This window comes from Spirosoma radiotolerans, assembly GCF_000974425.1.
Taxonomy (GTDB): Bacteria; Bacteroidota; Bacteroidia; order Cytophagales; family Spirosomataceae; genus Spirosoma; species Spirosoma radiotolerans.
Genome location: NZ_CP010429.1, coordinates 3,154,995 through 3,181,596, shown reverse-complemented (window position 1 = coordinate 3,181,596; position 26,602 = coordinate 3,154,995). Strand labels below are relative to the sequence as shown.

Genomic DNA, 26,602 nt, shown 5'->3' with positions numbered 1-26,602 from the left:
CCGGGTATGGAAATACTGAAAAGCGATCGGCTTACACATCTTAAATATGACATTCGGGGGCCGATCTATGAGAAGTCTCTTGAATTGGAAAGTCAGGGATACAAAATTATCAGCCTGAATATTGGGAATCCAGCTACATTTGGCTTCGACGCTCCCGACGAAATTGTTCATGATATTATTCTGAATATTCGCAATGCGCAGGGGTATTCAGACTCTCGCGGGTTGTTTGCGGCCCGCAAAGCGGTGATGCACCATACTCAGAACATTGGCTTGCCGGGCATTGCCATCAACGACATTTACATCGGTAACGGGGTGAGCGAGCTAATTATGCTTTCCATGCAGGCATTGCTCAACGAAGGCGATGAAGTGCTGGTGCCCTCACCCGATTACCCACTCTGGACGGCTTCTGTTGCCTTTTGTGGCGGCAAGCCTGTGCATTATATCTGCGATGAAGCGGCCGACTGGAATCCTGACCTGGCGGATCTGGAACGTAAAATCACGCCCCGCACACGGGCCATTGTCGTTATTAACCCCAACAACCCAACCGGTGCTGTGTATGACAAAGCGGTGTTGGAAGGTCTGGCCCGGATTGCTGAACGACATAAGCTCATTGTTTTTGCCGATGAAATTTATGACCGGATTCTGTATGATGGTAGTGTTCATAATCCGATCGCTAAGCTGATCAACGACACCCTGTGTATCACCATGGGCGGCTTATCGAAAAACTACCGGGCGGCTGGCTTTCGGGGCGGGTGGATGATTCTGAGCGGTGCCCGACAACGGGCCAAATCGTATATAGAGGGCCTGACACTACTGGCTAGTATGCGGCTTTGTGCCAACGTACCCACCCAATACGCAATTCAAACGGCGCTGGGCGGTTATCAGAGTATCAATGACTTGGTGATGCCTATGGGAAGGCTGTATAAGCAAATGATGCTGGCTTACGAACGCATGGTTGCCATTCCGGGTATCACCTGCGTGAAACCGAAAGGGGCACTCTATATCTTCCCAAAAATTGATTTGACGCAGTTTCGCCTGGCGAATGATGATGATTTTGTGCTTAATCTGCTTATTGAGCAGAAAGTGCTGGTGGTGGCGGGCAATGGGTTCAACTACATTCATAACGACCATTTCCGAATCGTTTGCCTGCCAACGGTTGATGAGTTAACCGTTGCGCTGGATCGGATCGAAAACTTTTTGGAGAGCCGACGGTTATAGAAAACTGGAAACTATGCTACACACCTAAAATGGCCCGAAATTCCGGGCCATTTTGTTTAAAAATACTTTCATCGGGATGAAGCATTCAAGGCGTATAAGGAGGTTCGTAATCGCTAAAACATGCATCAAATGATATGAAACGTTTCCCGGAAATTGATTGTTAATAGATTCCCCCATCCGTAATAGATTTTGTCGGTATGGCTGCCAGCAAAATTTTTAAGAAGTTTAATGGAGTTTAATTCAAGTATATAGTGAGTACGTTTCGCGCCCACTGCCTTTTTTAGTACGTAAATGGAAGAAACAAAAGAAAATGTTCATCGCTCTGAAACGCAGAGCACCGAACGCATTGCCAATGACTTACCCAAGCGCGACGAGTTACTGCTGACGCCCGACGAACAACGCATCAAAGAAGCTTTTCAGGATCATGACTGGAACGAAATAAAAACAGCCGATTCATGGGTCATTTTTAAGGTGATGGCTGAGTTCGTGGAGGGCTTCGACAAACTGGCCAAAATAGGGCCGTGTGTATCCATCTTTGGTTCGGCCCGTACCAAGCCGGACAACCCCTATTACAAGATGACCGAAGAAATAGCGGCCAAATTAGTCCGGCATGGCTATGGCGTCATCACTGGCGGAGGTCCCGGCATTATGGAAGCTGGGAATAAAGGTGCGTTTGAGCAGGGCGGTAAATCTGTTGGCCTGAATATAAAGTTGCCGTTTGAGCAGCACAGCAATATTTACATCGACCCCGACAAGAGCATCAACTTCGACTTCTTCTTTGTCCGGAAAGTAATGTTCGTTAAGTACGCTCAGGGCTTTGTCGTGATGCCTGGTGGTATGGGAACCCTTGACGAATTGTTTGAAGCCTTGACCCTTATTCAGACCCGTAAAATTGCCCGTTTCCCGATTGTGCTCGTGGGCAAAACCTACTGGCAGGGGCTAATTGACTGGATAACCGATGTCATGCTGGGTGAACAACAGAACATCAACGCAGAAGACATGAAGCTCATCAGTATCGTTGACACACCGACCGAGGCTGTCAAAGTGATCGACGAGTTCTATAACAAATATTTGCTGAAGCCTAACTTTTAAGTGAAGCAGACCGCCCTGATCCTGCTCGTTACGCCAAAGACTAACCTTGTTTAGCTTAACGCGATACGGGCAGGGGCGGAGCGGTCCGCGCTAGGTTAAAAGGGTGTCTCCTGACTTGGATCGGCGTTACCGAAATTCGACATCGTATTCGCCTTACTCTTGAAGACGCTACCCGCCGATGGGGGCGTTTCGAAGCTACTCAATCCATTGACCTCCGGTGCAAAACCCTGCGCCTGTACGGGCTCAAAATACGAATCAAGATCACAGAACTTGGTAAACTTACCAATAAATTTAAGCTGCACCGTATCCAGGGAACCACTCCGATTTTTGGCAATGATTACCTCTCCAATACCAACAGTCGAGTTCCCGTTTTCGTCGGCTGTTATGTTATAATATTCAGGACGATACAGGAAGCAGACCATGTCGGCATCCTGCTCGATGGATCCCGATTCACGAAGGTCAGAAAGCTGTGGTTTTTTGTCGCCCCCACGGGTTTCCACCGCCCGGCTCAACTGCGAAAGGGCAATGACCGGCACATTCAGTTCTTTCGCCAGGTTCTTGAGCGCCCGCGAAATCGACGCGATTTCCTGTTCGCGGTTACCGCCCCGGCCACCGGATGTATCACCCGACATCAGTTGGAGGTAGTCAATGACGACCATCTGAATATCGTGCTGGGCTTTCAACCGTCGGCACTTGGCCCGGAGTTCGAGAATGGATAGGGCAGGGGTATCGTCGATGAAAATAGGCGCTTCGGTCAGCCGCTGAATTTTGTGGTGCAATTGCGTCCATTCGTGCGGAGCCAGCGTTCCTTTTCTAATTTTCTCCGAATCAATTTCCGCTTCGGCCGAGATCAGACGATTCACTAGCTGTACGGACGACATCTCAAGGGAGAAAATCGCGACGGGTTTTCCGTGATCGACGGCCGCGTTCCGCAGGGCGCTAACGACAAATGCAGTTTTCCCCATGGCTGGCCTGGCCGCCAGAATAATTAGTTCGGTGGGTTGCCAACCCGAGGTAACCCGGTCGAGGTTGGTAAAGCCGGATGGCACACCGGTTAAGCCTTCCTGGTTTTTCTTGGTCTCGAGTTCATTGAGGGCCATCCGGACGATGGTACTCATGTCGGCGTAATTCTTCTTGATGTTCGATTCCGAAATCTTGAAGAGCGACTGCTCCGTTCGGTCGAGGAGTTCAAAAACGTCCGTCGTGTCCTCGTAGGCATCGCGCAGAATCGTAGATGACATGGCGATGAGCGCCCGTTTGAGAGCCTGCTCCGACACGATACGGGCGTGGTACTCGATGTTGGCCGCCGAGTTGACCCGAAAGGTAAGTTCGGAAACGTAACCACCACCACCGACCAATTCGATCTCACCAGTCTTCCGCAATTGCTGCGTAACCGTCAACAGATCGATGGGGTCTGAATTACCAAACAGCGTCAGGATGGCCTGATAAATCCGCTGATGAGCTTCCTTGTAAAATGTCTCTGGCTTGAGAATATCAACAACCGACGACAGGGCGTCTTTTTCAATCATCAACGCACCCAGCACGGCTTCTTCGAGGTCAAGGGCCTGCGGGGGCAGTTTGCCAAGGCCCGTGTCGAGCCAATGGTTTCCGGCTTGTTGACGCCCTCCGGCAAAGGCCGAAGGCTTACGAAGGTGTTGGTTGGGGCGTGCGTTATTCTCCATCTGTTAGTGCAAGTTTACGCAATCTATCACCCTCAAGGCAAGCCCGGACTGTTCAACGTATAGACACGGCCATCGCCAAATTGGCCGTAACATTCTGGTAATGTTGACACTACCCTGCTGAAAAAAAAACTGATTATTTGAGCAACGGTAGCCGTATAGCTTTGCGTACATAATACAGAAGTGGAGTAGTGGTCTGTACATCAGCAAGATAGCCATTATTTAGTGCAAAATACTTGTTTTGTGCAAAAAAATAACGGAAAATAAGAAATGTATCCAGATGAATAATTTTTCGATAAAACGCGTTGTACACGTAAAGAAATCGCTTACTTTTCGGAATCACACTTTAACGTAATTCATCGTTTGGTCGAAAAAGTCATCACCCTCGACAATGTATCGCTCATCGACTTTCTGGGCGTGGAAAACCACAATATCAAAGAAGTGGCCGCTGCCTTTCCCATGAGCAAAATTATCTCGCGTGGCAACGAGATTCGTATTAAGGGCACAACGCCCGAGATTAGCCGCATCAGTGATATTCTGGACTCACTGTTGGAACATTATCAGAGGTATGGGAAAATTACCCACGAAAATGTCCAGAGCTACCTGAGTCATAGTGGGCTGCCCACGAACGGTGCCGGAATGGCGCCACCTGTGCCGCCTGATGATGACGAAGTACTGGTCTATGGAACACGCGGTGTCGTCGTCCGCGCGAAGACAGATAACCAGAAAAGGCTCGTCGAAGCCGCCGAAAAATACGACCTGGTATTTGCCATTGGACCGGCGGGTACCGGAAAAACCTACACGGCTGTTGCAATTGCCGTGAGGGCGTTGAAAAATAAAGAAGTTAAGAAGATCATTATAACCCGACCGGCGGTAGAAGCAGGGGAAAACCTGGGCTTTCTGCCGGGCGATTTGAAAGAGAAGATCGATCCTTATTTGCGCCCGATTTACGACGCGCTTGATGATATGATTCCGGCCGAAAAGCTGAAATTTTATACCGAGAATCGAATCATTGAGATTGCGCCCCTGGCGTACATGCGGGGGCGGACGCTGAACAATGCGTTTATTCTACTCGATGAAGCGCAGAACACGACCCCGATGCAGATGAAAATGTTTCTGACGCGAATGGGGCCAACATCGAAGGCAATTATTACCGGTGACCGTTCCCAAATTGACCTACCCAACCGGCAAAAATCAGGGTTGATCGAGTCGGTCGATATTCTGAAAAACATCAAGGGAATTTCGTTCGTAGAACTGGATGGCCGCGATGTTGTCCGCCACCGGCTCGTTCGCGAAATTATTACAGCGTATGAAAAAGCAGGTCAATAACAACCTGATCAAGAAAAAACAAACCGGCTGGCGTTGGCTGGCCGGTTTGTTTTTGTATGTAACAGCCTCGGCAGGCTGGGCACAGACGACTCAAGAGGAACTGATTAACCGCTGTGGTGTGGTTGACCATGAGCGTATTCTACAACAACGCGACCCTAACCGTCTGGGTCAGCTCAACCAACTAAACCACCTGGTTCAGCAGGCTGAAGCCAAAACGCAATCACTCAGGCAAGCGGATGATGAAACCGTTTATCGGATACCGGTTGTGGTTCATGTCGTGCATAGTAATGCAACGAATACCATTGGTGGTGCCAACAATGTCAATATTTCGGACGAACAGATTTTGTCCCAAATTCAGGTGCTGAACGAGGATTATCGCCGAAAGGAGGGGACAAACGGGTATAATACAAGCCCGATAGGGGCCGATGCTCGTATAGAGTTTTATCTGGCCACTACGGATCCTGAAGGGAAAGCAACCAATGGCATTACCCGGCATTACTACGCGCAAAAATCATCGTTTAATGTATTCAATGACGATGTGTTACTCTCGCAAATTGCGTACTGGCCCAGTAACCGGTATCTGAATATCTGGGTTACTAAAATTGATTCTTACATTGGCTATACGCAATTTCCAACGGCAGCGGATACGCTGAAAGGGCTACCGACTTCAGCTAACGAATTTACGGATGGTACGATAATCGACTACCGGTATTTTGGTAAGCGAATTGGGACGGTCAGTACAGCCTCCTTATATGCGTTGGGGCGCACAGCCACGCATGAAATTGGCCATTGGCTGGGCCTGATTCACACCTGGGGGGATGGAAATGGATGTGCCGAAGATTATGTAGCGGATACGCCACCAACCGAAGACCGATCAGACGTGTCCAAATTGCTCACCTGTAATCAGACTTATTCCACCTGCTTCAATGGCCAGCAAACCCGTGATCTGGTAGAAGATTATATGAACTACTGGCCCGATGCCTGTATGAATCTGTTTACGGCCGGTCAGGTGGCCCGCATGCGTCTGGTCATGACATTGAGCCCTCGGCGGGCGCAGTTGTTGAAGGCCGTATCGTCGCCCCTGACAGAAACGGAAGCACTGACGGTCAACTTATATCCCAACCCAACAACAAGCGATCCATCAGTTGACGTACAGCTAAAGGGTTTTCAAACATTTAGTGTCGATCTTTTCGATGCCACCGGGCGTCAGCTACGATCGTATTCGTACGCCAACTCGCCTAGTACACGGGTCAATCTTTCGGTGCAGGGATTGGCTTCGGGTATGTATATTGTCCGGGTCAAAACCGGCAGCGAAATGGCCAGCAAGCGCTTGCTGGTGCAATGATTTTGGTTTAGGGTTTGTGGATTACGAATTACGGTTGGCTGACACCTGCTTTCATTCGCGTCAGCCAACCGTAATCCGTAATCCGTAATCCATAAACCCTAAACCCCAACCCTTATACCACCTATTCTATGATTGACGTTTTACCCATTTCAAATCCATCTGACCTCCAAGCAGCTTTTGCCATCCGTCGTCAAGTGTTTGTTGAGGAACAGCATGTCGATGCACGGGAAGAATACGATGAATTTGAGGAAAGTAGCACTCATTTTCTGGCTCGTGTCGATGGTACACCATGCGGAACGGCCCGCTGGCGCCGTACCTCGAACGGCGTGAAGCTGGAACGATTTGCCGTACTGGCCGATTTTCGGGGGATGGGCGTCGGGAAGGCCCTGGTGAAGGCAGTTCTGGACGATGTATTTAGCCAGCAACCCGAACCCATTGAACGAATTTATCTTCACGCGCAGGTAACCGCCATGCCTCTCTACGCTGGTTTCGGTTTCGTGTCGGTTGGACCTATGTTCGAAGAGGCTGGTATACAGCATTATAAAATGGTCTTGCCAGGGTCTGCCTACGCCAAAGAATGAAAGGAAATCCTTTTGTGCGCTACGTAGGCGCGCTGATTGCAGGGATCGTACTGTATGGGCAATTGCCAGACTGGCCGCAACTTCCGTTAATGGCCTTGTTTGTGGGCGTTTGCCTGCTGGGCTGGGGTTTTTACCAGCAGGTGAATGAACGCGTCAAACCCATTCAGACGGCATCTGGCATGGGCGGATTGTTGATTCTTTTGGCGCTTGGCTGGGGCATCACTTACCAACATACGGCGAGCAATGAGTCGACGAATATCATTCATCTGACCGATACGCTTACGGCCTATGAAGGTGTCGTCGCTGCGCAACCCGAAGAACGAGCCAAAACTTTCCGCGTCGAGTTAGCCATCCGCCGGGGAAACTGGCGCGATCAATGGCAACCGCTTAGTGGTCGGGTGATAGTCTATTTGGACAAGGTAAATGGAGCGTCGATCCGGCAAGCCATGCCCCGATATGGAGAAGTCTGGTTGGTATCGGGAGCGCCCCGCCCCATTGATCCGCCCTTGAATCCGGGTGAGTTTGACTATAAACGGTACCTCAGCTACCGAAATATATACCACCAGCAATACCTGCGCACCTTCGAGCGAGCAATTTTGGGTCTTGAACCACCCAGCCAAATCACGAAGCTGGCAACCATCGTGAATCGATGGGCCGACAGCGTTTTTACCCATCAGGTGGGTAGCCGGTCCGAATACGGCATCGTGAACGCCATGATCCTGGGTGTGCGCGACGATCTGGACACTGAGTTGTACCGTGCGTACTCGGCGGCTGGGGCCGTGCATATTTTGTCTGTATCGGGGCTTCATGTGGGCATCCTGTTCGCCGTGTTGACGTACCTGTTAAGCTTCCTGATCAAGCGGCCACGGGGTAAACTGATGATGGCTTTTCTGCAGCTAACCATTTTGTGGTTTTATGCTCTGGTTACTGGCTTCTCACCACCGGTACTTCGATCCGCAGCCATGTTTTCGCTTCTCATTGTCGCCAATGCAATGGGGCGTCAACAGCAGTTGGCCAATACGCTGGGCGCATCCGCTTTTTTCATTCTTTGTTTCGACCCATACGCCGTGTTCTCGGCAGGGTTTCAATTGTCTTACCTGGCAGTGGGCGGCATAAGTGGGTGGCAGTCGCCCCTTTATCAGTCCATAACCTTTCGCTACACCTGGGCGAACCGACTTTGGGAGTTAACGGCGGTAGCTCTGGTGGCTCAATTAATTACTTTTCCGCTGGGCGTATTCTATTTCCATCAGTTTCCTACGTATTTCCTCCTGGCCAATCCACTTGTGATTGTGCTGTCAGAAATTCTGTTGCCACTAGCCATGGCTATGCTGGCTTTTAGCTGGGTACCCTATCTGAATGACGTGCTGGGCTGGTTGTTGCATAAAGTTGCCTGGATTCTGAATTACGCCGTGACGCAAACGGGCCAGTTACCTGGAGCGGCCTGGGATGGGCTCTGGCTTTCACAAACGGCTATGGGGCTGATCTATGCCGTTATTTTTGCCGGAGCGGCTCTGATCCTCACCCGAAACCGAGCATATCTGTGGGTTACCTGCGTTGCCGCTTTATTGCTGGCAGGCGTCACGATCTGGGGTGATTATCAGCAGGCTCATCAACAACGGCTGGCCGTCCATTTTCTTCCGCACCGGACGGCGGTAAGTCTGACGGCTGGACACCGAAGTCAGTTGGTAACCGATCTGGATCGTACCGATACGCGTTCATTCGATTTTTACCTCAAAAATACCTTTGGGCAATGGGGCGTTTCGGCCCTGACCATTGTCAATACCAGCCGAAAGGAAACGGACCGGCACTCACTCGGCAATATCCCCGGCTATTACCAAGCCCGCGAGTATGGTTTGTGGGTCTGGCAGGGAAAAACGCTCTTGCTGGTCAACAAATTGACGGGTAGAAACCGGTGGCGGTTACCCGCAGCAGTCGATTACCTGATTATTCGCCGAAATGCGTTACAGGACTGGAATCAGCTCACCGGGCGCGTGGTGGCGGAACATATTATCTTCGATGATTCGAACAAAACACCGCTGACGGACAGGCTTTTATCCGAAGCGAAAGTTCGTAACATTGCCTGTTATTCGGTGCGACAGATGGGCGCGTACGTCGCTGATTTGAGGTGACGCGTAGCCATTGGCAAAAAATAACTGGAAAAAGAATGAGGCCATCAGTTAAAGATTTAACTGATGGCCTCATTCTTTTTCCAGTTAGACACGATCTACCGGGTATACAAAGCCCCTTTAGCGATGGTTGACTCGTATTCGAAATTGATCGTTTCCAGAAATTTGCCGGTTACCCAGCCTACATCGGCATTGCGAACGAAGACGAAACGCTTTGGTTCGCCATTCATAGCTGAGTACGATTTCATGATGGATTCCAGCCACAAAGCACCGGCAATGAGTTGTTTTTCATCGAGTTGGTTTTGAATAGTATTCACGTTGCTTTCCGCCTGGGCTCTGATTTCCGGATCAACAATTCCATTCAGGTTCGGTTTTGTCAACTCCTTATAGTCGTTTAGTGCCAGTCGTTTAAAGCGTTCGACATCGTCCAGCGTGACGGCCACGGCGGTCACGCCCGCAGTTTCCGGATGTAAATACGTAATAAGTGCCCAAACGATGTCGCCGCCAACCCCCACTGTTTTCCGATTTTGTAATCCTTGATTACTGGCATTCAGACGGGGTGCCAGTTCCCTGTCTGCGATGGATTTGACAACCCGTTGCGCTTCCTTTTTATAGGCGTCCATGTTCATCGACCGTTTTGTATCGATTTGGCTAACGAGTGAGTTGATGCCGACGGGGACATTGATGCCATGAAACGTTTTGTTGTTGGGCCCGGCCGCCTGCTCGAAGTAGCCCCCCAAAGTACTGTTGCTGCCTATATCCAGCGCGGAGGTAGTTGGCCATACTTTGCGGGGAATGGCGCCGGTCGTAAATAATTCGGCCTCCCGACTGGCTGTGAGTGAGGTGTCTATTTTCAGGCTGCTGTTGGGCAGCACCCGCGACAGTTGCTCGTAAAGTTTCGTTCGAGTTCGGGGGTTCCGGACTAGTTCTTCCCGGACATCGTTACTCAGAACGATGAACACCCGTTCGTTGGGAATATTGTAGTGTTGAATCGAATCCAGACACACTTTCAGGGCATCCTGCGTCGGGCGGTAGCTGCCGGAGGCATCGGCAAAAAGCGTAACCGATGGATTGGGTATATCGATGGTCGATTTGATTTCCTTTTCGTAGAAATCAGTCTCGTACTTCGTTTTGAGAATCGCCAGCTTAATCGTCGACGTGCCAATCTGAATACCAGCGTACAGGTTCTTGTTTGATAGATTTCGGACCACCTCATTTACGCCCCAGGCACTGGCTACATATTTGAGTTTCAGGTACTGGGCGCGCGCTTTCTCCAGGTAGCGGATAGCGGTGGTACTATCCCGCAAATCCATATACGACAAACCCAGTAGCTCGTTGGCAACGGCTTCCCAGTAAAAATTGGTTTTCTGAACGGCTGGTATTGCTCGTTTGATCAGGCTGATGGCTTCGTCCGATTTTTCGACCGCACGGAGGGTATTGGCTAACTTAATGTATCGAATAGCCTGGGTAGTACTTTGGGCTGGCTGAGTTAGTCCAGCCGTATACCAAAAACAGAATAAAAAGAGTAACGTGGAGAAGCGTTTCATAAGTCGGGCGAATTAAAAGGGTATATCGCCACACTTACGTAATAACGTACTCCTTAGACTTACGGATTGGTCGGGAAAATGCCTTCTTTTTTGTAAAACAATTAACCGGTCTGCGTTAGTCCTATCCTTGATTGGCCGCCCGGCTCGTCGAGTCTTTCTTAGGAGCCGCCGGCCGCCAGCCACCAATTTCCTTTTGCATGGCCTCTTTCTTGGATTGATAGAGCGTCCATTGCTCCGGCGTCAGAATTGGCTTTAGCTTTTCTTCCTTTTCTTCATTGAACATCAGCATCACATCTTTCACCTGCTTGATTGTTTCCGGCGAAGGACGACCGCCACCCGTGCCAATGATGTCTTTGATGGCATCCTGTTGTTGGCTGGCGTATTCATTATTGAGTTGTTTGACAGATTTGGCCTGCTCTTTAGTCAACTCAAGGTTTTCTTTCAACCATTTAGTTTCCTTCTGAGCCATATCGCCGGCAATGTTCGGGACAGAAGCTCTGGGTGGGCTGCTGGGCATACTTTGCCCCATGCCTCCGCCATAACCCCCTCGGCCGTACCCCCCGCCGTATCCACCATACTGACCAAAGCTATGCAGGCTGATGAACAGCGCCAGGCAACACAACCACATTGTTACTTTATTCATGACAGTTATAGGAAATTGATTCGTTAGCGTCAGTTTATCGATTTGATTTGTTCGGTAAAGCAGGACAAAAATACAGGAAGTTATTGGGCTTTCAGATGCAGAAAACCACTAAACTTTTTTTGTAAACGGGCCGTTGTCCTGTTGTATGGAAATGCTAGAAAAAATCCGCAAAGCGTACACGGAGTACGTACTCGAAAATGGCAAGCAACCTACCTCCGTTTTTCAGTTTGCCAAGAAACTAAAAATAGCTGAGGCTGATTTTTACAACCACTACACCTCCTTCGATGCCATTGAAGCCGACATCTGGCTGGCCTTTTTTACCGATGCCAAGACAACCGTAGAAGCCGATGAAACGTATCAGGGCTATTCGGTTCGCGAAAAGCTGCTGGCTTTCTATTACACCTGGATCGAGTTACTGAAAGCGCAGCGCAGCTTTGTTGTGTATAGCTTTGGTCGGTTAAAGGACCAGAGCAAAGGCAAAGGAATCCGGAGCCTGACGCCTAAAGTGCCTATTTTAAATCCATTTAAAGACGAGTTTTTCGACTATGCCCGCGATCTGTTGGCCGAAGGCCGGGAAAGCAAGGAGGTTGAACCACGTCCGTTTGTGACTGACCGTTACCCGGATGCCCTTTGGGGACAAACACTTTACCTGCTTGATTTCTGGATACGCGACGTAAGTAAGAATTTCGAGAAGACCGACTCCGCTATTGAAAAGTCAGTCAATACCGCCTTCGATCTCATTGGCCGTTCGCCGTTAGATACCCTGTTCGATTTTGCTAAGTTCATGTACCAGAATAAATGAGTGAAAGATAGAAAGAGCGAGAACGCTAATGCCAGCCATTTTCACTCTTTCCATCTTTCGCTCTTTCACTCATAAAAAATGAAAATCCAGACATCCGTTCCAACGAGTAAGGTTGCGCGTGCCAGCCAGTTCATGAAAGCTGGTGTAAAGGTTGGCGGTAACTATATAAAGCATTATAGTAAGAAACTGCTTGATCCCGATTTGTCGAAAGATGAATTGCACAAGGATAATGCGGCCGACATCTATGATGCCCTGAGTGAATTGAAGGGTTCGGCCCTGAAAATGGCCCAGATGCTGAGCATGGACCGGGGATTGCTGCCGGTGGCCTACTCCGACAAGTTCACGATGGCTCAGTATTCGGCACCACCCCTGTCGGGTCCGCTGGTTGTCAAGACGTTTAAAACGTATTTTGGCAAAACGCCCGCGCAACTGTTCGACAAGTTCAGCATTGAGGCCGTCAATGCGGCCAGCATTGGGCAGGTGCATCAGGCCTGGAAGGATGGAAAAAAACTAGCCGTTAAAGTCCAGTATCCGGGGGTAGCCGATGCCGTCAGTTCAGACCTGAAAATTGCTAAACCGCTCGCTGTTCGACTCCTGAACCTAAATGAGCGGGATATCGACCGGTACATGGGCGAAGTGGAATCGAAACTGCTGGAAGAGACAGACTACGAGCTTGAGTTGAAGCGGTCTATTGAGATTTCAGAAGCCTGTGCTCACATTCCGGGTCTGGTATTCCCCAAATACTACCCCGAATTATCATCGAAACGTATTCTGACTATGGACTGGCTCGAAGGAATGCACCTGAAAGAGTTCATGAAAACGAATCCGTCGCAGGAGGTTCGGGACAGGATTGGGCAGGCGCTCTGGGATTTTTATGATTTTCAGATTCATACCCTGCGTCAGGTTCATGCCGACCCGCATCCGGGCAATTTCCTGATGCGGGCCGATGGGACCATGGGCGTCATTGATTTCGGTTGTGTGAAAGTTATCCCTGATTTTTATTACGATAATTATTTCCGGTTGGTTAATCCGGATACCATCGATGACGCTCAGTTAACGGAAGAGATTTTTGAAAATCTGGAGTTCCTCACATCTGAAGATTCACCTAAAGAGCGGGCTTTTTTCTCCGATTTATTTAAGCAGATGACCCGCATGCTGGCTGAACCCTTTGCGGTTGAGTCCTTTGATTTTGGGGATGATGCTTACTTTAATCGGGTTTATGCGTTTGCCGAAGGATTGGCTAATGTAGACGAATTGAAAAACTCGAAAGTGGCCCGCGGATCGCAGGATGGCTTGTATGTGAACCGTACCTACTACGGTCTCTACGCCATGTTGAATGAACTAAAAGCCCGTGTAACAACTACGAAGCCCGAGTGGCTGCGTTCGACCAAGGCGTTGGTCTGATTATACAACATTAGCACATATATAGACGCACAAAGAGGGGGGATTTCTCAACGCTTTATGCGTCTGTTTTTATACTACTAAAGCTGTTTGAATTTTCGTTTCTGAATTTGTCATTCCGCCGAAGGAGGAATCTTCAGTAGGAGTAGACATTTAGGCATTTTACCGAAGATTCTTCCTTCGGCGGAATGACAAAAAACTTATTGTTAACGCTTTTCTGGACGTCAAAACAGCTTCACTTTTTCTCCGCGGAGTGATAGATGCGCTCGACAATCTCTTGTAAAATGACTCCCTGCTCAGCCGTGCAAACCGTTGAGGGTTTACCTTCACAGGCATCCAGAAACGCGATGGTATTTTTGAGTTGAATGTCCGTTTCGTCCAAGTACGGAAACTGGATATCGGCCAACTCACCGGCTACTTCGGTATAGAGCGAAAAGGGGAAGAGCTTTACGCCACCTTTACTGCCGAAGATTTCCAGGTTTCGATCTTTATCGGTCTGGGTGTTCAGAGCAAAAGACGCCGACAGCATGATTGATACGTTGTTGGGAAACGAAAGATAGGCCATGGCAGCATCTTCAACCTCAAACGCGTTTGGATTCCAGTCGCCCATCAACCCTTTGCCGCCCGCTTTACCGATCAAATCATAAGTGTTGCCGAGCACCTGATCGGGCGTTGGATGGCCCAGTGCAAAGAGAGCTAAGTCGAGGACGTGCACCCCAAGATCCATCAACGCACCTCCGCCCTGCATCGCTTTGTTGGTAAAATGCCCCCAGCCTGGAATACCCCGTCGCCGTAGAAAATGGGCTTTAATGTGGTAAATGTCGCCGAGCAGTCCATTGGCCCGGCAACGCATCAGTAACGCACATTCACTCGTTTGCCTGAGTTGAAAGTTATACGCCAGTGTTAGGCCTTTCTGAACCGCGAGATTGGCCATGTCCCTGGCTTGCTGGGCCGAAGTGGCGGGTGGTTTCTCGCAGAAAACATGGCAATTACGCGCCAGCGCTTCCATCGTTTGCGGATGATGCAGGTTATTCGGTGTGCAAATGACGACCAGATCGGGCGCACACTGATCATACAGTGAGCCCGTGTTATCGAAGGCGTGGGCAATGTTGTGTTTATCAGCCAGGGCGCGGGCTTTTCCGAGGTCACGACCGCACACAGCAACAAGCTCTACCCGGTCGGCCAGTTGCTTAAGGGCCGGAATATGGTTGTTGTCGGCAATATTGCCACCGCCAATAATGGCTGCTTTCAGTAAGGGCATAAGAAAACTAGGTTTGGCCTGGGCGAAATTGAGCAAAATAGCGGAACATACAGCCGCCGATCCCTTCAGAACGAATGATTCATGGCCATTCAATGAATTATTTCGTAATTTCGATGTTTTTCAGGTAGATAATTACACGTACTCATGATTGAAAGACCCATTACAGATTGGCTGCCTCTAACAATGAAAGAGGTCGAAAAGAGAGGTTGGGACGAGGTCGACATTGTTCTGGTTTCAGGCGATGCGTACGTAGACCACCCCGCTTTCGGGACCGCTGTGATTGGCCGTATCATGGAAAGCGAGGGTTTTCGGGTAGCGATTGTGGCGCAGCCCAACTGGAAAGACGATCTACGTGATTTCAAGAAATTTGGCAAGCCTAAATATTTCTTTGGGGTAACGGCAGGTTGCATGGATTCCATGGTCAATCACTACACCGCCAACAAACGGCTGCGCTCCAACGACTCCTACACCCCCGGCGGTGAAGCGGGCTTTCGGCCTGACTACGCGACGACGGTGTACTCCAAAATTTTAAAAGAATTGTATCCTGATGTTCCGGTGCTCCTCGGTGGTATCGAGGCCTCGCTGCGCCGGGTAACCCATTACGATTACTGGCAGGATAAACTAATGCCGTCCATTCTGGTCGATGCCGGGGCCGATATGCTGGTGTATGGCATGGGCGAGCAACCCCTCCGCGAAATCCTGAAACTGGCGCGGCAGGGCGTACCGTTTTCATCGATGCGGAATATCAACCAGGTGGCGTTCATGCACGATGCCCGCACGCCGTTGGCTGACTATAACGACTGGAGTACGGTTGAGCTAGCGAGCCATGAGACCTGCCTGAAAGACAAGATCAAGTATGCGGCCAACTTTAAAATTGTTGAGGTTGAGTCCAATAAGTGGCAGGCCAACCGGATAACCCAGCAGGTGGGCAATCAGGTATTGGTCATCAATCCCCCCTTCAAAACGATGGAGGAGGCTGAAATTGACAAGTCATTTGATTTGCCTTATACTCGCCTTCCTCACCCTAAATACAAGAAGCGGGGTCCGATTCCAGCCTATGACATGATCAAATTCTCGGTAAACATGCACCGGGGTTGTTTTGGCGGTTGTAGCTTCTGTACCATTTCGGCCCACCAGGGTAAATTTATCGCTTCGCGCAGTGAGAAGTCCGTACTGAAAGAGGTAGACGAAATCACGAAGCACCCGGAGTTCAAAGGGTATATTTCAGACCTGGGTGGCCCGTCGGCCAACATGTATAAGATGAAGGGCAAAGACGAGTCGATCTGCGCCCGTTGCCAGAGCCCGAGCTGTATTCACCCGGTTATCTGCTCCAATCTGGACACCTCGCACAAGCCGTTGACGGAACTGTACCGCAAAGTCGATGCAAACCCGGCCATTAAAAAAGCGTTTGTTGGCTCCGGGGTGCGGTACGATTTGCTGGTCGATGATTTTAACAAAAATAATAACGATGGAAACCACGACGAGTACATGGAGCAGCTTGTTACGCGCCATGTGTCGGGTCGACTGAAAGTGGCCCCCGAGCACACCGCCGATGATACATTGCGGATCATGCGGAAGCCGTCGTTTAAGTATTTTAAGTTATTCAAGAAGAAATACGACCAGATTCAGGAGAAGCACAACTTAAAGCAACCCCTGATTCCGTACTTCATCTCGTCGCACCCCGGCTGTGAGGAGCAGGATATGGCCAATCTGGCCGCCGAGACTAAAGACCTAGGCTTCCAGCTTGAGCAGGTGCAGGATTTTACACCCACGCCCATGACGGTGGCCGAAGTGATCTATTATTCGGGTGTTCATCCATATACATTAAAGCCCGTCAAAACGGCTAAAACACGGGACGAAAAACAGGCGCAGAATCGGTATTTCTTCTGGTATAAGCCCGAATACAAGGACTGGATTCGCAACCGCTTGAATAAGCTTAACCGGCCGGATCTGGTCGAACGATTATTGGGTAGTAAAACAGGAAATTCGGGTAAGACCACCTCATCGGGCAATTATTCGGGTAGAAAAAAGCGATAGGAGAGGCTACCTGTTTTCTATTATTCCTAACTCGTTCACTGGGAAGTCTGGCGCCTTAAAAACACAGCTTTCATCGTGAACGAATTTTTTTAGACTGATCTTTGCCACATGGTACCTTCCACCAACACATCCACTTCTCCTGACAATTTGGCCGTCATTCAGTCGAACACATCTACCAAAAAAAACCAGGGCGGACCCGTTCCTAAGCCCCGGTTTGATGATATTTTTATGGATCTGGCCGTTAATCTGGCCAAGCGTTCACATTGCATCAAAGCGCAGGTTGGGGCCGTCCTGACCCGCGACACACGAATCATTTCGATCGGGTATAACGGCCCACCCGCGGGTACGCACAACTGCGACGAGGAGTTTTCGGATGTGGGATGCCCCCGGGATTCGAAAGGGTCGTGTTCCCTGGCGCTCCATGCCGAGCAAAATGCCATTCTGTATGCGGCAAAAAACGGCTCCGAAATTGAAGGCTCCACCATTTACGTGACGCTGTCGCCCTGCATTGCCTGCGCCCGAATTATTTACAGCATGAAAATTGCCCGCGTCGTATTCCTGCATTCGTACGCCGAATACAAAGGCATTGGATCCGATGAAGGCGTAGATTTTCTTCGTCGGTTTGGTGTCGCTGTTGAGCGGTATGCGCCGGGCGAGGGGGGTTTGTTGGTATCGGAGCCACCTATAGCCAAAAAGACGGTATGAACATACTGGCGCATGGCTATCTGTCGAATCGAAATACAGGCTTACTCATCGGGAATTTTATCGGCGATTTCATAAAAGGAGATCCGGCCAACCCTCGCCATCACCTGTCGCCAGAAGAGGTAATAGGCGTTCGCGTACACCGGGCCATTGATTTCTTCACAGATGCCCACCCCGATGTGGCCGCTGTGCGTGATCTACTGCATCCACGTTGTCATAAGTATGCCGGGGCTGCCGTCGATATTTTTTTCGACCATTTCCTGGCGCTCAATTTCAAACAGCTAACGGGTGAAGCCCTGCCCGATTTTATCCGCTATTTTTACCAGACCCTGCTCGATAATCAGGCTCGTTTACCAAGTGATGCGTCCCGAATGGCCGATTATATGATTCGGCAGGATTGGCTAACGAATTACCAATTTATCGAAGGGGTTGACCGGTCACTCAAAGGCGTTTCCCGACGAACGGCTTTCCCTTCGGGATTGGAAACGGCCATTCTGGATTTGGAGCGATATTATGAGCTAATTGCCCGCCATTTCACGTATTTTTGGCCTACCTTAGTTGAACACGTACAACAGACGCGCACCGCGTTGACACACTCATGATGAAAGCAAAAACAAATTTCGTTCCACTCGCCTTGGTAGCCATTCTGCTATCTATTTTAATTGGTCAGGCTGGCTGGAAAAAAGCCGAACCCTGGAGCCCCGAACAACTGCTGGAACCCGCTGACTTAGCCCAGACAATTAATGACGCAAAGGCAGAGAAACCCCTCATTATCAGTATCGGACCAGCGGCTACCATCAAAGGATCAGTTGGCGTTGGACCGGGCAGTGAAGCCGATAATCTGGCGAAACTGGAGAAACTGCTTAGCAAAGAACCTAAAGACCGGGCCATTGTGATTTACTGCGGCTGTTGCCCTTTCAAAAACTGTCCGAATGTGCGCCCAGCGTTCACAAAACTAAATGAGCTGGGTTTCAAGAACCACAAGTTGTTGAATCTGGCCAAAAACCTCAAGACCGACTGGCTCGATAAAGGATATCCGGTTGCGGAGTAGAGTGCCAATGATGTCCTTTTGGCACGACAGGTATGCTCAATGGCCAGCGCAGGCCTGATCACTCACTAATTTTATCAGCCCACCCTTTTTAAGCGAATGCGCTGGAGAATCGGGCTATAGTCAATGAAGCCCAAATACCGTCTTGTCGCCTTTGTGCTGGCGCTTATTATTATTAACGGTTTAGCGTTCAGCATCGCTTTGGTCGATAAAACCAGCTACAAAAACGCGCTGTATTACCGATTTACGCGGCAACGATTTGCCTGGATCGTATCGAGTCCACCGCCACAACATGCGATCCATGCGGGATGGGCCAAGGTTAGTTTAAACTCTGCTTTTTCGACGACGAACGCTACTACCGGAAGGTCGTTACCTGCCGATTCAATTTTTACGCGGGCCATTGTGTTCGATAATGGAACGACCAAAGCCGTTGTCGTGAGCATTGACCTGCTTATGATGCCACCGCTGGTAGCCGCTGAACTACAAAAGCGATTACCTAAACTTGGCCTCGACTGGAAAAACGTGTACCTGGGTGCCACGAATTCGCATCCGAATCTGGGCGGATGGGCAAATGATTACGTGAGCAGGAAGAGCCTGGGCGACTATGACGAAAAGCTGGTTGATAACCTCACGAATGCGGTTCTGCAAGCTGTGTCGAGCGCTCAAAAAAATAGCGCTCCTGTTCAAACGGGATATGCGCAGCTTGAGGATGCTCATTTCCTGAAACTGCAAAAACGATCTGGCGAATCGGCTGTTATCTACTCGGCCAATGCGCCACAACTGGTGGCCGATCTGGCTACTTCATCTTCGGCCGGTAGCGTTGGAAGTTTAATGACAACCCAACTGGAGAAAGATACGGGAAGCTTTTTACTATATATGGCTGGTGCGGTTGATCGTCCTACCGAAAACGTAGAGGCCGCTGCCGGGCAGGCCAATGGCCTTGTAGCACGTGTTGTACTGATTCTTAAAGGCCTGCCGCTGCACACAGACAGTACACTGGTTGCCCAAACGGTGCCGCTCATTCAAAGTGACCCACAGGTTCGGATTAGTAAAAGCTGGCGGATCAAACCCTGGCTTGTGAAGGCGATTTACGGCGATTATGGCGCGGACATGAAAGCGTTACGGATTGGTAGAACCGTTTTTGTCGGCAATCCAGGTGCCTTCTCCGCGGAGCTGGCGTCGGCCATACAGGCAACGCCTACCGGGGAGAGGAACAACCTGGTGATCACCAGTTACAATGGCGGTAACATTGGCCAGATCGTCCCGGACAGCTACTACTACGACCCAAAAAGTCCGTACGACATGCGTGACATGAACCGTTTTGGGCCGCATACCAGCGCCTTTATCACCGAAATGGTCCAGAATCTGGTCAGTAGCCTCAAGTAAAGCATAGCATAAGCTACGTTATAATCACGAAAAAGGCCTCTACTACATCAAATTGGACCAAATCGGGCAAAGGCCTGCCGGTCCAGCTCTTCCCGATGATCGGGATGGGCAATGTTGATGAGCGCCCGTGCCCGCTGCCGGAGATTCTGTCCATACAGGTCGGCGATGCCAAATTCAGTGACGATGTAGTGAACATGAGCTCGGGTAGTGGTCACACCGGCACCTTCTTTTAAGAATGGCACAATTTTACTTAACCCTTTGCTGGTCGTTGAGGGCAGGGCAATAATGGGTTTGCCACCTTCTGATAAAGACGCTCCCCGGACAAAGTCCATTTGGCCACCCACTCCTGAATACTGGTACGTGCCGATGGTATCGGCGCAAACCTGGCCTGTCATATCAATTTCGATGGCTGAATTGATGGCGGTTACCTTTGGGTTTCGGCGGATAACGGTTGTATCGTTGGTAAAACTGGCCTGTTTCATGGCGACGCCGGGGTTATCGTCGATAAAATCATAGACCCGCTGGCTGCCCATGACAAACGCCGACACAACACGGTAGGGTAATACCGTTTTATGTTCGCCAGTAATGACCCCCCGCTCGACCAAATCAATGACCCCGTCAGAAAACATTTCGGTGTGGATGCCCAGTCCTTTGTGGTGAATCAACTCCGCCAGTGTGGCATTAGGAATTCCACCAATACCCAGTTGAAGGGTAGCGCCATCCTCTACCAGGCTGGCCACATATTGCCCGATTTTACGGTCTTCAGCACTGATTTCGCCGGGCAGCACTTCGTATACCGGTTCGTCGACCTCAACGGCGGCATGAAGCATCGACGCTGGAATCAGGCCATCGCCGAGCGTCCGGGGGACACGCGGGTTGATTTGAGCAATGATGTATTTCGCCGAATGAATAGCCGCCAGTGAAATATCGACCGACGGTCCCAGCGAGCAATAGCCGTGCGCATCGGGTGGTGATACCTGAATAAGCGCCACATCGATCGGGAGGATATTTCGGCGGAATAAGAGGTGGATTTCACTCAAAAAAATGGGAACGTAATCGCCAATGCCCTGATTGAGTTGCTTTCGCATATTGGCCCCGATAAAAAATGAGTTGGGCCGAAACGAATCCTGGTACTTTTTGTCAAGGTAGGGAAGGGGCCCCTCCGTGTGCATGTGGCAGATTTCCACATTTTTTAACTCATCGGCCCGCGCAACCATAGCATTGATGAGCACATGCGGAGTCTGGGCAACACTATGAATAAATACACGGTTACCGGATTGAATGGCCGTAACGGCTTGTGCAGGAGTCGTAATTGGAAGAGGCATAGTTAAAACGAACAGGGTATCGGTTGAAGCGTTAAGATGATGTTTAGTAATGATTTGTCGACTAGTGGAACAATTACACGCTACCAGGTATTAACGCGCAACCACAGGTTGAGGACGTGTGTTTGATAATAGCTGCTGGAACCAGCGTCCGGACGCCTTGACGATTCGCTGCTGCGTCCGGAAATTTACATAGACCAGCCCGAATCGGGGGCGATACCCTTCGGCCCATTCAAAATTATCCAGGAATGTCCAGGCGAAATAGCCTTCAACCGGTATGCCGTTTTGCTTTGCCCGCAACACTTCACGTATGTAATTCTGATGGTATTCGACCCGGGCCGTATCGAAGACCTGGCCCTTTTCCACGGTGTCGTAGAAGGCTGCTCCACTTTCCGTAATGTATATTTTTCGAACCCCTTCATACTGGCTGAACTGGTTGATAATCCGATACATACTTTCTGGATACACCTCCCAGCCCATTTCGGTAATCGTCTGAACGTTTCGCCGTAAGGGCGATACATCTTTAGCCCACAGATAAGGCATAAAATAGGATTGTTCAACAACCGCCCGGAAGTAGTGCTGCAAACCGATGAAGTCAAAATCGAAGGCCAGCCGGTCCATGTCACCTGGTTTCGCCACTTTTTTGGCAATACCACCCAGAAAGGGAAGTTCCTGAACGGGGTAGCCCAGGCCCAGGGCTGGTTCGATATAAAGCCGGTTCAGGAGTGCATCCACGCGGGTAGCCGCAGCCTGATCGCGGGGGGTAAACGGGTCGATGGGTGAGCAGGAAAACGTCGTGCCCACCTGGGCGTCGGGGACGTTTTGCCGGACAATGCGCCCCCCTTCGGCCTGTGCCAGCGCGGTGTGGTGAATGGCGGGCAGGAGGTTTCGAAAACTACGTCGACCGGGTGCGTGCTGCCCCGTAAAGTACCCCAGAATGGACGAAGCCAGGGGCTCATTCAGGATAATCCAGTGCTTAACCTTATGCCCGAATGCTTTCGTGGCGACATCCACAAAATCGCCGAACCAATCCACGATCTGGCGGTTAGGCCAGCCGCCTTTGTTCTCAAGCGCCTGCGGTAAGTCCCAGTGATACAGCGTAATCCAGGGAGTAATGCCAAGGGCGAGGCAGTGGTCAATAAGCTGATTGTAGAAGGCGATTCCGGCCTGATTGATGCGCCCGCCCTGGCGTGGACCCGTGCCTTCGGGCAGAATACGTGACCAGGATAACGAAAACCGAAACGCATCGAATCCCAGTTCTTTATGAAGTTTCAGGTCAGATGCATAGCGGTCGTAAAATTCGCAGGCAATATCGCCATGTTCACCGGTTTTGATTTTACCTTTCTGATGGCTAAACGTATCCCAAATGGATGGCCCTCGTCCGTCACGGTCAACCGCCCCTTCAATCTGGTAAGCTGCCGTGGCCGTTCCCCAAATAAAATTGGGGCCAAAATCGTGTTTAGTCATGCGGAAAAATTTGGCTTCTGAACGCGAAGCAATTGCCAAATTACGTCATCATCAGGAATAGCCTGTCCGGCTAAGCCTGTCTGAAGCATGGGTAGGACATCGCGGCTGAGATGGGTCAGTTTGATGAAATGCTCATAGGTCAAATATACTCTTTTATGTGTTTCGCAGGCGCGTGCCGTTTCCGACGAAACACTGTTGGTTGCATCTACATCAAGAATGCGGATGCAGCACGCGTATACAGACTGGAACCAGACCATATTCTATCGCCCAATCGGATTGGGTAACTAACCAGTGAAAGTGCCCTATTTGAGGAACACGTTGCGGAATTTCGGTCGATATGTTCTTCGAGTAGCCGAGGCTGGACCCCGATCGAAGCCCGGTTCGGCTCTGTAAAGAATTTGTTAAGTTTAATAAGCGCTGCTTTTTCTGGCTTCTGAGCGATAGACTCTCCAGTAGTTTAGTTGCCTCCGCATGCTCACCCTCGGTTGAATATACCAACCGAGGGAAGCCCGTTAAGTGCAGTGAATGAGTGAGGTATGCTTAGCCTCTACGGCCGTAAGGAGTAGGGCGGTTGTAGTTACGGTTCGGTTGCTGAGCGGCAAACAAACGGTCGCGTTGGGCGGAGGTTAATACCGCCAGCACATCCTGACGTTTGCGGAGTTGGAGCTGGCGATAGCCATCGGGCGTCATGCGGCTGCGGGCCATTAGTTGATCGTAATTGTTTTCGATCTTGCGAAGCTGCTTTTCCTGACGACGGCTTAAGCCGACAATGGCGTCGATACGGTCAATTTTTAACTCGTCCTGATATTGGTCGTTGTTATATTGAGGACCTTGCGCGGGTACTGGACGATTGTCGAAAGGCCTTGAATAAACGCCCTGAGCGAAGGTGGCACCAGAAGCGAGGGCAACTAAAGTAAGGGCGGCTGCGATTGTCTTTTTCATGATCAAGTGGTTGTTTTATGTGTTACTTGATCGTTAGAAGTAAATTGCAGGGCTGCGTTTAACGGGGAGGTAGGGGGAAGTGGCTGAGTGCCCGATTTGGCTTTCCGAACAGGCTCAATCTACTCCCGAAGGGCCTTTTCTTTTTCCAACTGCCGATGCGCCATGGACTGTGCCAGAATACTGGCCACAATAAGTTGAAGTGCGTGATACATCATTATGGGCAGCAGAACGACCCCCGCCACCGACCCTGGAAATAGAACATTCGCCATGACGCTGCCCTGAACCAGTGATTTCTTGGACCCGCAAAACAGGGCTGTAATCCGATCTTCGCGGCTGAATTTTAGCAGACGGCTAAGGACATGCACAAGCCCGTAAATAAAGAAAAACAAGGCCAGCATCATACCGGCCAGTTCGACCAGATCGGCCGCCGTATAGCGGGAAAATAAGTTGAGTGAAAATGACTCACAAAAGGCGGTATAGACAATAAGCAGAATAGTGAATTGATCAAAATAGCGGAGATACGCCTTGTACCGTTCCGCGAACCAGCCCAGCTTCCGATTCAGCAACAGTCCCAGCACCACGGGCATAATGACCTGTAGCGTTAGTTTGCCGATCACACTGGACAAGTCATAGTGCCCGTTTGAACTGGACAGTAGAAAACTCATCCAGAGGGGTGTAATGAATACGCCGATCAGGCTGGAAATGCTGGCGTTGAAAATAGCTGCCGGGATGTTTCCGTTCGCAATGGAGACCATCACTACCGACGACGACACGGTAGATGGCAGGGCGGCCACGTAAAAAATGCCCAGCCAGAGTAAGTCCGTATCGGGAGTGAAGAGCAACGAGCGGGCAGCCAGCACCACTGCTGGAAAAATAATGAACGTAGTAATATGGATAACCAGGTGCAACCGGTAATTCCGCAACCCAGCCCTTAACTGGTCGAAATTCAGGCGCAGACCGTAGAAAAAGAAGATGAACGATACCCCGTAGTTTGCCAGAGCCGAAAGCGACAACGGTCCCTCCTGAATGCCGGGTCCGGGCCATAGCTTGGCGAATCCAATCATACCCAGCAAGGCCAGAATAAACCAATCGAGACCGACACGGGCCAGTAGAGAGCCTAACGACGATTTTGCCATAGAAAGAATAACCGCGCTGGGCTCAATTCCGTTTTAGTTTAGATTGCTTACCTGACTTTAATGACTTCCCCAAAATAATTCATCGTCACCAGGTAATCTGACGTCTTTTTGCTCTCGGGCGCAACGAGTCGCATCGAAACGGTGATGTACCGCTGGCTGTTGAACGTTGGCTTGTAGGTAACACGCTGGAGAATGGCCTGTTCAATAGGCGTATCATTTTTGGTAAAATACAGCAGGTCATCTTTCAGGAGTGTCCGCTTGAATACCTGACTCCCTGTTTTTTTTGCCGCGCGGATCGTTACCGTATTATTGAAGTAGCATCCATTTGCCACCTGCATCGAGCTGGTGTCCTGATCAACCGTTATCGAAACGGTTAACGCTTTCGCCGACTCCTGGTAAACATCGGCTTTGCCCAGTTTATCCGCCGTCACGACTGCCTGACAATTCTTAGTTTTAGGCGGTGGTGAGGTCGCCGATGAGTCAGCAGAACCTTGGGCTGTTTGCGTTGTATTTTCCTGTTTTTTTTCTGTTTGCCCACAGGCCTGTAACAAACAAACGCCAAGTAGTGCTATAGCTAAGTCTTTCATGCCGCAAATTTCTTATTTATCCCCTAACAAAATAGCATCGGGGCTGCATCATTTTAGCGGTCAATAGTCAAAACAGGCAAGTGAACTACTCAGTTGATGACTTCAGAAAAGCTAAGTAGCCTATTTGAGTGAGTCATGGGAGTAGTTAATGAGTCATTCGACCTATAGGTTAAACACAAGTCGGTCTAAAATTTACAGACCTTAGTTACTTTACACTTTACTATTAGTCAAAACTCCTGACTTGAGTGTAAGGACTATTTGTAAGTCGTTGGATTAAATAATTTATACACTCAAAACAAAAATTATTCATTTGAGAGAAATCTAAATGCCTTTGGATTTCGTTTATTGAACAATATTGATTTTAATTTGCACTGCTATGAAACGGTTCCGCTCAATTTCGCTTGATCCTGTTAATACCATTGCCTGGGTAGGTATTCTAGTATTATCAGTCTTATTTGCTTTTGGCCTTGCTGCAATCTTATTCTAGGTCACAGACAACTAGTTTTCCTTACGAACATGCCTTAATGACTGATTCAACAATTAGTCGTGTACCTTATTGCCAAAACCAGCTTCATTCAACACTAAATCAGACCAGTTTTTTAGATAGGTAAAGGTCCAGATAGCGGCCTGTTGCATAATATACGTAAAGGAGAAAAGTTTATCTCTTATGAGTCAGTGCCCATGTTTCATGGGTTAAAAGGTTACGTAGAGTTTTTACAGCGTGCCAATTCGGTTGGGAATACTGACGTTTGCCTTAGACAATTGCCTTGCTCTGTAAGGTATCCCCCAGGTAACGCGCAAATGCAATCAGGTATATATAGTTGTTGTCGGGTCGTACGGAGTTCAGCCCTTGTTTTTTTACAAAAACGGTAATGTCTATCAGGATAAAATCGTGGGTGTCTGCTTTCTGGATAAACTAATCTTATTTTTAGGTTAGTTTATTTCTGTTTG

22 protein-coding genes are annotated in these 26,602 nt (G+C 49.7%); 13 read left to right on the top strand and 9 right to left on the bottom strand.

The genetic code is table 11. From position 1 onward, the window contains the following. Window positions 1-6: 6 nt before the first annotated feature. Window positions 7-1,218 (top strand): pyridoxal phosphate-dependent aminotransferase, encoded by a 1,212-nt coding sequence (locus SD10_RS12920; protein ID WP_046579470.1) that lies wholly within the window; start codon window positions 7-9, stop codon window positions 1,216-1,218. A 291-nt stretch (window positions 1,219-1,509) separates the two neighbouring features. Further along, window positions 1,510-2,310, top strand: coding sequence for an LOG family protein (locus SD10_RS12915; protein ID WP_046574161.1), 801 nt, complete (start codon window positions 1,510-1,512; stop codon window positions 2,308-2,310). A gap of 95 nt (window positions 2,311-2,405) precedes the next feature. Here the strand turns inward: SD10_RS12915 and dnaB are convergent, their stop codons facing one another. Continuing rightward, a complete protein-coding gene (gene dnaB / locus SD10_RS12910) occupies window positions 2,406-3,992 on the bottom strand; it encodes a replicative DNA helicase (RefSeq protein ID WP_046574160.1) in 1,587 nt (528 codons plus the stop codon). A gap of 360 nt (window positions 3,993-4,352) precedes the next feature. On the opposite strand from dnaB, the gene SD10_RS12900 reads away from it, so the two are divergent. From SD10_RS12900 to SD10_RS12885, 4 genes are all read left to right on the top strand, one after another. Continuing rightward, window positions 4,353-5,318, top strand: a complete 966-nt coding sequence (locus SD10_RS12900) for a PhoH family protein (RefSeq protein ID WP_046574158.1) — start codon at window positions 4,353-4,355, stop codon at window positions 5,316-5,318. Continuing rightward, on the top strand, window positions 5,299-6,663 hold the full coding sequence (locus SD10_RS12895) for a M43 family zinc metalloprotease (protein ID WP_046574157.1): 1,365 nt from the start codon (window positions 5,299-5,301) through the stop codon (window positions 6,661-6,663). The genes SD10_RS12900 and SD10_RS12895 overlap by 20 nt, the downstream gene beginning before the upstream one ends. 128 nt (window positions 6,664-6,791) lie before the next feature. Next, window positions 6,792-7,244 (top strand): GNAT family N-acetyltransferase, encoded by a 453-nt coding sequence (locus SD10_RS12890; RefSeq protein ID WP_046574156.1) that lies wholly within the window; start codon window positions 6,792-6,794, stop codon window positions 7,242-7,244. Continuing rightward, complete coding sequence (locus SD10_RS12885; RefSeq protein WP_046574155.1) at window positions 7,241-9,373, top strand: ComEC/Rec2 family competence protein; 2,133 nt, start codon at window positions 7,241-7,243, stop codon at window positions 9,371-9,373. The genes SD10_RS12890 and SD10_RS12885 overlap by 4 nt, the downstream gene beginning before the upstream one ends. Window positions 9,374-9,468: 95 nt before the next feature. Here SD10_RS12885 and SD10_RS12880 read toward each other — a convergent pair whose 3' ends face one another. Both SD10_RS12880 and SD10_RS12875 read right to left on the bottom strand, forming a co-directional pair. Next, window positions 9,469-10,917 carry a tetratricopeptide repeat protein gene (locus tag SD10_RS12880; protein ID WP_046574154.1) on the bottom strand — a complete coding sequence of 483 codons (1,449 nt, stop codon included), beginning with the start codon at window positions 10,915-10,917 and terminating at the stop codon, window positions 9,469-9,471. Between the two features lie 121 nt (window positions 10,918-11,038). After that, on the bottom strand, window positions 11,039-11,560 hold the full coding sequence (locus SD10_RS12875) for a hypothetical protein (RefSeq protein WP_046574153.1): 522 nt from the start codon (window positions 11,558-11,560) through the stop codon (window positions 11,039-11,041). A gap of 145 nt (window positions 11,561-11,705) precedes the next feature. Between SD10_RS12875 and SD10_RS12870 the strand changes: the two genes are divergently transcribed. Both SD10_RS12870 and SD10_RS12865 read left to right on the top strand, forming a co-directional pair. Next, the gene (locus tag SD10_RS12870) at window positions 11,706-12,362 is read left to right on the top strand and encodes a TetR/AcrR family transcriptional regulator (protein WP_046574152.1); all 657 of its coding nucleotides are present in this window, start codon (window positions 11,706-11,708) and stop codon (window positions 12,360-12,362) included. Window positions 12,363-12,440: 78 nt separating this feature from the next. Continuing rightward, on the top strand, window positions 12,441-13,766 hold the full coding sequence (locus SD10_RS12865) for an ABC1 kinase family protein (RefSeq protein WP_046574151.1): 1,326 nt from the start codon (window positions 12,441-12,443) through the stop codon (window positions 13,764-13,766). 232 nt (window positions 13,767-13,998) lie between these two features. Here the strand turns inward: SD10_RS12865 and SD10_RS12860 are convergent, their stop codons facing one another. Further along, on the bottom strand, window positions 13,999-15,024 hold the full coding sequence (locus SD10_RS12860; protein ID WP_046579469.1) for a Gfo/Idh/MocA family protein: 1,026 nt from the start codon (window positions 15,022-15,024) through the stop codon (window positions 13,999-14,001). Between the two features lie 144 nt (window positions 15,025-15,168). Between SD10_RS12860 and SD10_RS12855 the strand changes: the two genes are divergently transcribed. The 5 genes from SD10_RS12855 to SD10_RS12835 all read left to right on the top strand — a co-directional run bounded on the left by SD10_RS12855 (window position 15,169) and on the right by SD10_RS12835 (window position 20,197). Further along, window positions 15,169-17,061 (top strand): YgiQ family radical SAM protein, encoded by a 1,893-nt coding sequence (locus SD10_RS12855; RefSeq protein ID WP_046574150.1) that lies wholly within the window; start codon window positions 15,169-15,171, stop codon window positions 17,059-17,061. A 228-nt stretch (window positions 17,062-17,289) separates the two neighbouring features. Beyond that, window positions 17,290-17,766, top strand: a complete 477-nt coding sequence (locus SD10_RS12850) for a deoxycytidylate deaminase (RefSeq protein WP_046579467.1) — start codon at window positions 17,290-17,292, stop codon at window positions 17,764-17,766. Further along, window positions 17,763-18,365, top strand: coding sequence for an acyl carrier protein phosphodiesterase (locus tag SD10_RS12845; RefSeq protein WP_046574149.1), 603 nt, complete (start codon window positions 17,763-17,765; stop codon window positions 18,363-18,365). Before SD10_RS12850 ends, SD10_RS12845 begins: the two co-directional genes overlap by 4 nt. Beyond that, window positions 18,362-18,814 carry a rhodanese-like domain-containing protein gene (locus SD10_RS12840; RefSeq protein WP_227699211.1) on the top strand — a complete coding sequence of 151 codons (453 nt, stop codon included), beginning with the start codon at window positions 18,362-18,364 and terminating at the stop codon, window positions 18,812-18,814. The genes SD10_RS12845 and SD10_RS12840 overlap by 4 nt, the downstream gene beginning before the upstream one ends. A gap of 123 nt (window positions 18,815-18,937) precedes the next feature. Then, on the top strand, window positions 18,938-20,197 hold the full coding sequence (locus SD10_RS12835) for a neutral/alkaline non-lysosomal ceramidase N-terminal domain-containing protein (protein WP_046574148.1): 1,260 nt from the start codon (window positions 18,938-18,940) through the stop codon (window positions 20,195-20,197). A gap of 47 nt (window positions 20,198-20,244) precedes the next feature. On the opposite strand, the gene SD10_RS12830 is transcribed toward SD10_RS12835, so the two are convergent. The 5 genes from SD10_RS12830 to SD10_RS12805 all read right to left on the bottom strand — a co-directional run bounded on the left by SD10_RS12830 (window position 20,245) and on the right by SD10_RS12805 (window position 25,651). Next, window positions 20,245-21,522 carry an acetyl-CoA hydrolase/transferase family protein gene (locus SD10_RS12830; RefSeq protein ID WP_046574147.1) on the bottom strand — a complete coding sequence of 426 codons (1,278 nt, stop codon included), beginning with the start codon at window positions 21,520-21,522 and terminating at the stop codon, window positions 20,245-20,247. Window positions 21,523-21,612: 90 nt separating this feature from the next. Continuing rightward, a complete protein-coding gene (locus SD10_RS12825; protein ID WP_046574146.1) occupies window positions 21,613-22,986 on the bottom strand; it encodes a GH1 family beta-glucosidase in 1,374 nt (457 codons plus the stop codon). 540 nt (window positions 22,987-23,526) lie between these two features. Further along, window positions 23,527-23,928: a hypothetical protein gene (locus SD10_RS12815; protein ID WP_046574144.1), complete on the bottom strand. Its 402-nt coding sequence runs from the start codon at window positions 23,926-23,928 to the stop codon at window positions 23,527-23,529. Between the two features lie 119 nt (window positions 23,929-24,047). Beyond that, the gene (locus SD10_RS12810) at window positions 24,048-25,064 is read right to left on the bottom strand and encodes a bile acid:sodium symporter family protein (protein ID WP_046574143.1); all 1,017 of its coding nucleotides are present in this window, start codon (window positions 25,062-25,064) and stop codon (window positions 24,048-24,050) included. A 47-nt stretch (window positions 25,065-25,111) separates the two neighbouring features. Then, window positions 25,112-25,651: a hypothetical protein gene (locus tag SD10_RS12805; protein WP_046574142.1), complete on the bottom strand. Its 540-nt coding sequence runs from the start codon at window positions 25,649-25,651 to the stop codon at window positions 25,112-25,114. Window positions 25,652-26,602 lie beyond the last annotated feature (951 nt).

What these genes read in the sequence shown, in the direction of transcription:
- SD10_RS12920 (WP_046579470.1), top strand. Translation starts at nt 7, where the DNA reads ATGGAAATACTGAAAAGCGATCGGCTTACACATCTTAAATATGACATT.
- SD10_RS12915 (WP_046574161.1), top strand. Translation starts at nt 1,510, where the DNA reads ATGGAAGAAACAAAAGAAAATGTTCATCGCTCTGAAACGCAGAGCACC.
- dnaB (WP_046574160.1), bottom strand. Translation starts at nt 3,992, where the DNA reads ATGGAGAATAACGCACGCCCCAACCAACACCTTCGTAAGCCTTCGGCC.
- SD10_RS12895 (WP_046574157.1), top strand. Translation starts at nt 5,299, where the DNA reads ATGAAAAAGCAGGTCAATAACAACCTGATCAAGAAAAAACAAACCGGC.
- SD10_RS12890 (WP_046574156.1), top strand. Translation starts at nt 6,792, where the DNA reads ATGATTGACGTTTTACCCATTTCAAATCCATCTGACCTCCAAGCAGCT.
- SD10_RS12885 (WP_046574155.1), top strand. Translation starts at nt 7,241, where the DNA reads ATGAAAGGAAATCCTTTTGTGCGCTACGTAGGCGCGCTGATTGCAGGG.
- SD10_RS12880 (WP_046574154.1), bottom strand. Translation starts at nt 10,917, where the DNA reads ATGAAACGCTTCTCCACGTTACTCTTTTTATTCTGTTTTTGGTATACG.
- SD10_RS12875 (WP_046574153.1), bottom strand. Translation starts at nt 11,560, where the DNA reads ATGAATAAAGTAACAATGTGGTTGTGTTGCCTGGCGCTGTTCATCAGC.
- SD10_RS12870 (WP_046574152.1), top strand. Translation starts at nt 11,706, where the DNA reads ATGGAAATGCTAGAAAAAATCCGCAAAGCGTACACGGAGTACGTACTC.
- SD10_RS12865 (WP_046574151.1), top strand. Translation starts at nt 12,441, where the DNA reads ATGAAAATCCAGACATCCGTTCCAACGAGTAAGGTTGCGCGTGCCAGC.
- SD10_RS12860 (WP_046579469.1), bottom strand. Translation starts at nt 15,024, where the DNA reads ATGCCCTTACTGAAAGCAGCCATTATTGGCGGTGGCAATATTGCCGAC.
- SD10_RS12855 (WP_046574150.1), top strand. Translation starts at nt 15,169, where the DNA reads ATGATTGAAAGACCCATTACAGATTGGCTGCCTCTAACAATGAAAGAG.
- SD10_RS12850 (WP_046579467.1), top strand. Translation starts at nt 17,290, where the DNA reads ATGGATCTGGCCGTTAATCTGGCCAAGCGTTCACATTGCATCAAAGCG.
- SD10_RS12845 (WP_046574149.1), top strand. Translation starts at nt 17,763, where the DNA reads ATGAACATACTGGCGCATGGCTATCTGTCGAATCGAAATACAGGCTTA.
- SD10_RS12840 (WP_227699211.1), top strand. Translation starts at nt 18,362, where the DNA reads ATGATGAAAGCAAAAACAAATTTCGTTCCACTCGCCTTGGTAGCCATT.
- SD10_RS12835 (WP_046574148.1), top strand. Translation starts at nt 18,938, where the DNA reads ATGAAGCCCAAATACCGTCTTGTCGCCTTTGTGCTGGCGCTTATTATT.
- SD10_RS12830 (WP_046574147.1), bottom strand. Translation starts at nt 21,522, where the DNA reads ATGCCTCTTCCAATTACGACTCCTGCACAAGCCGTTACGGCCATTCAA.
- SD10_RS12825 (WP_046574146.1), bottom strand. Translation starts at nt 22,986, where the DNA reads ATGACTAAACACGATTTTGGCCCCAATTTTATTTGGGGAACGGCCACG.
- SD10_RS12815 (WP_046574144.1), bottom strand. Translation starts at nt 23,928, where the DNA reads ATGAAAAAGACAATCGCAGCCGCCCTTACTTTAGTTGCCCTCGCTTCT.
- SD10_RS12810 (WP_046574143.1), bottom strand. Translation starts at nt 25,064, where the DNA reads ATGGCAAAATCGTCGTTAGGCTCTCTACTGGCCCGTGTCGGTCTCGAT.
- SD10_RS12805 (WP_046574142.1), bottom strand. Translation starts at nt 25,651, where the DNA reads ATGAAAGACTTAGCTATAGCACTACTTGGCGTTTGTTTGTTACAGGCC.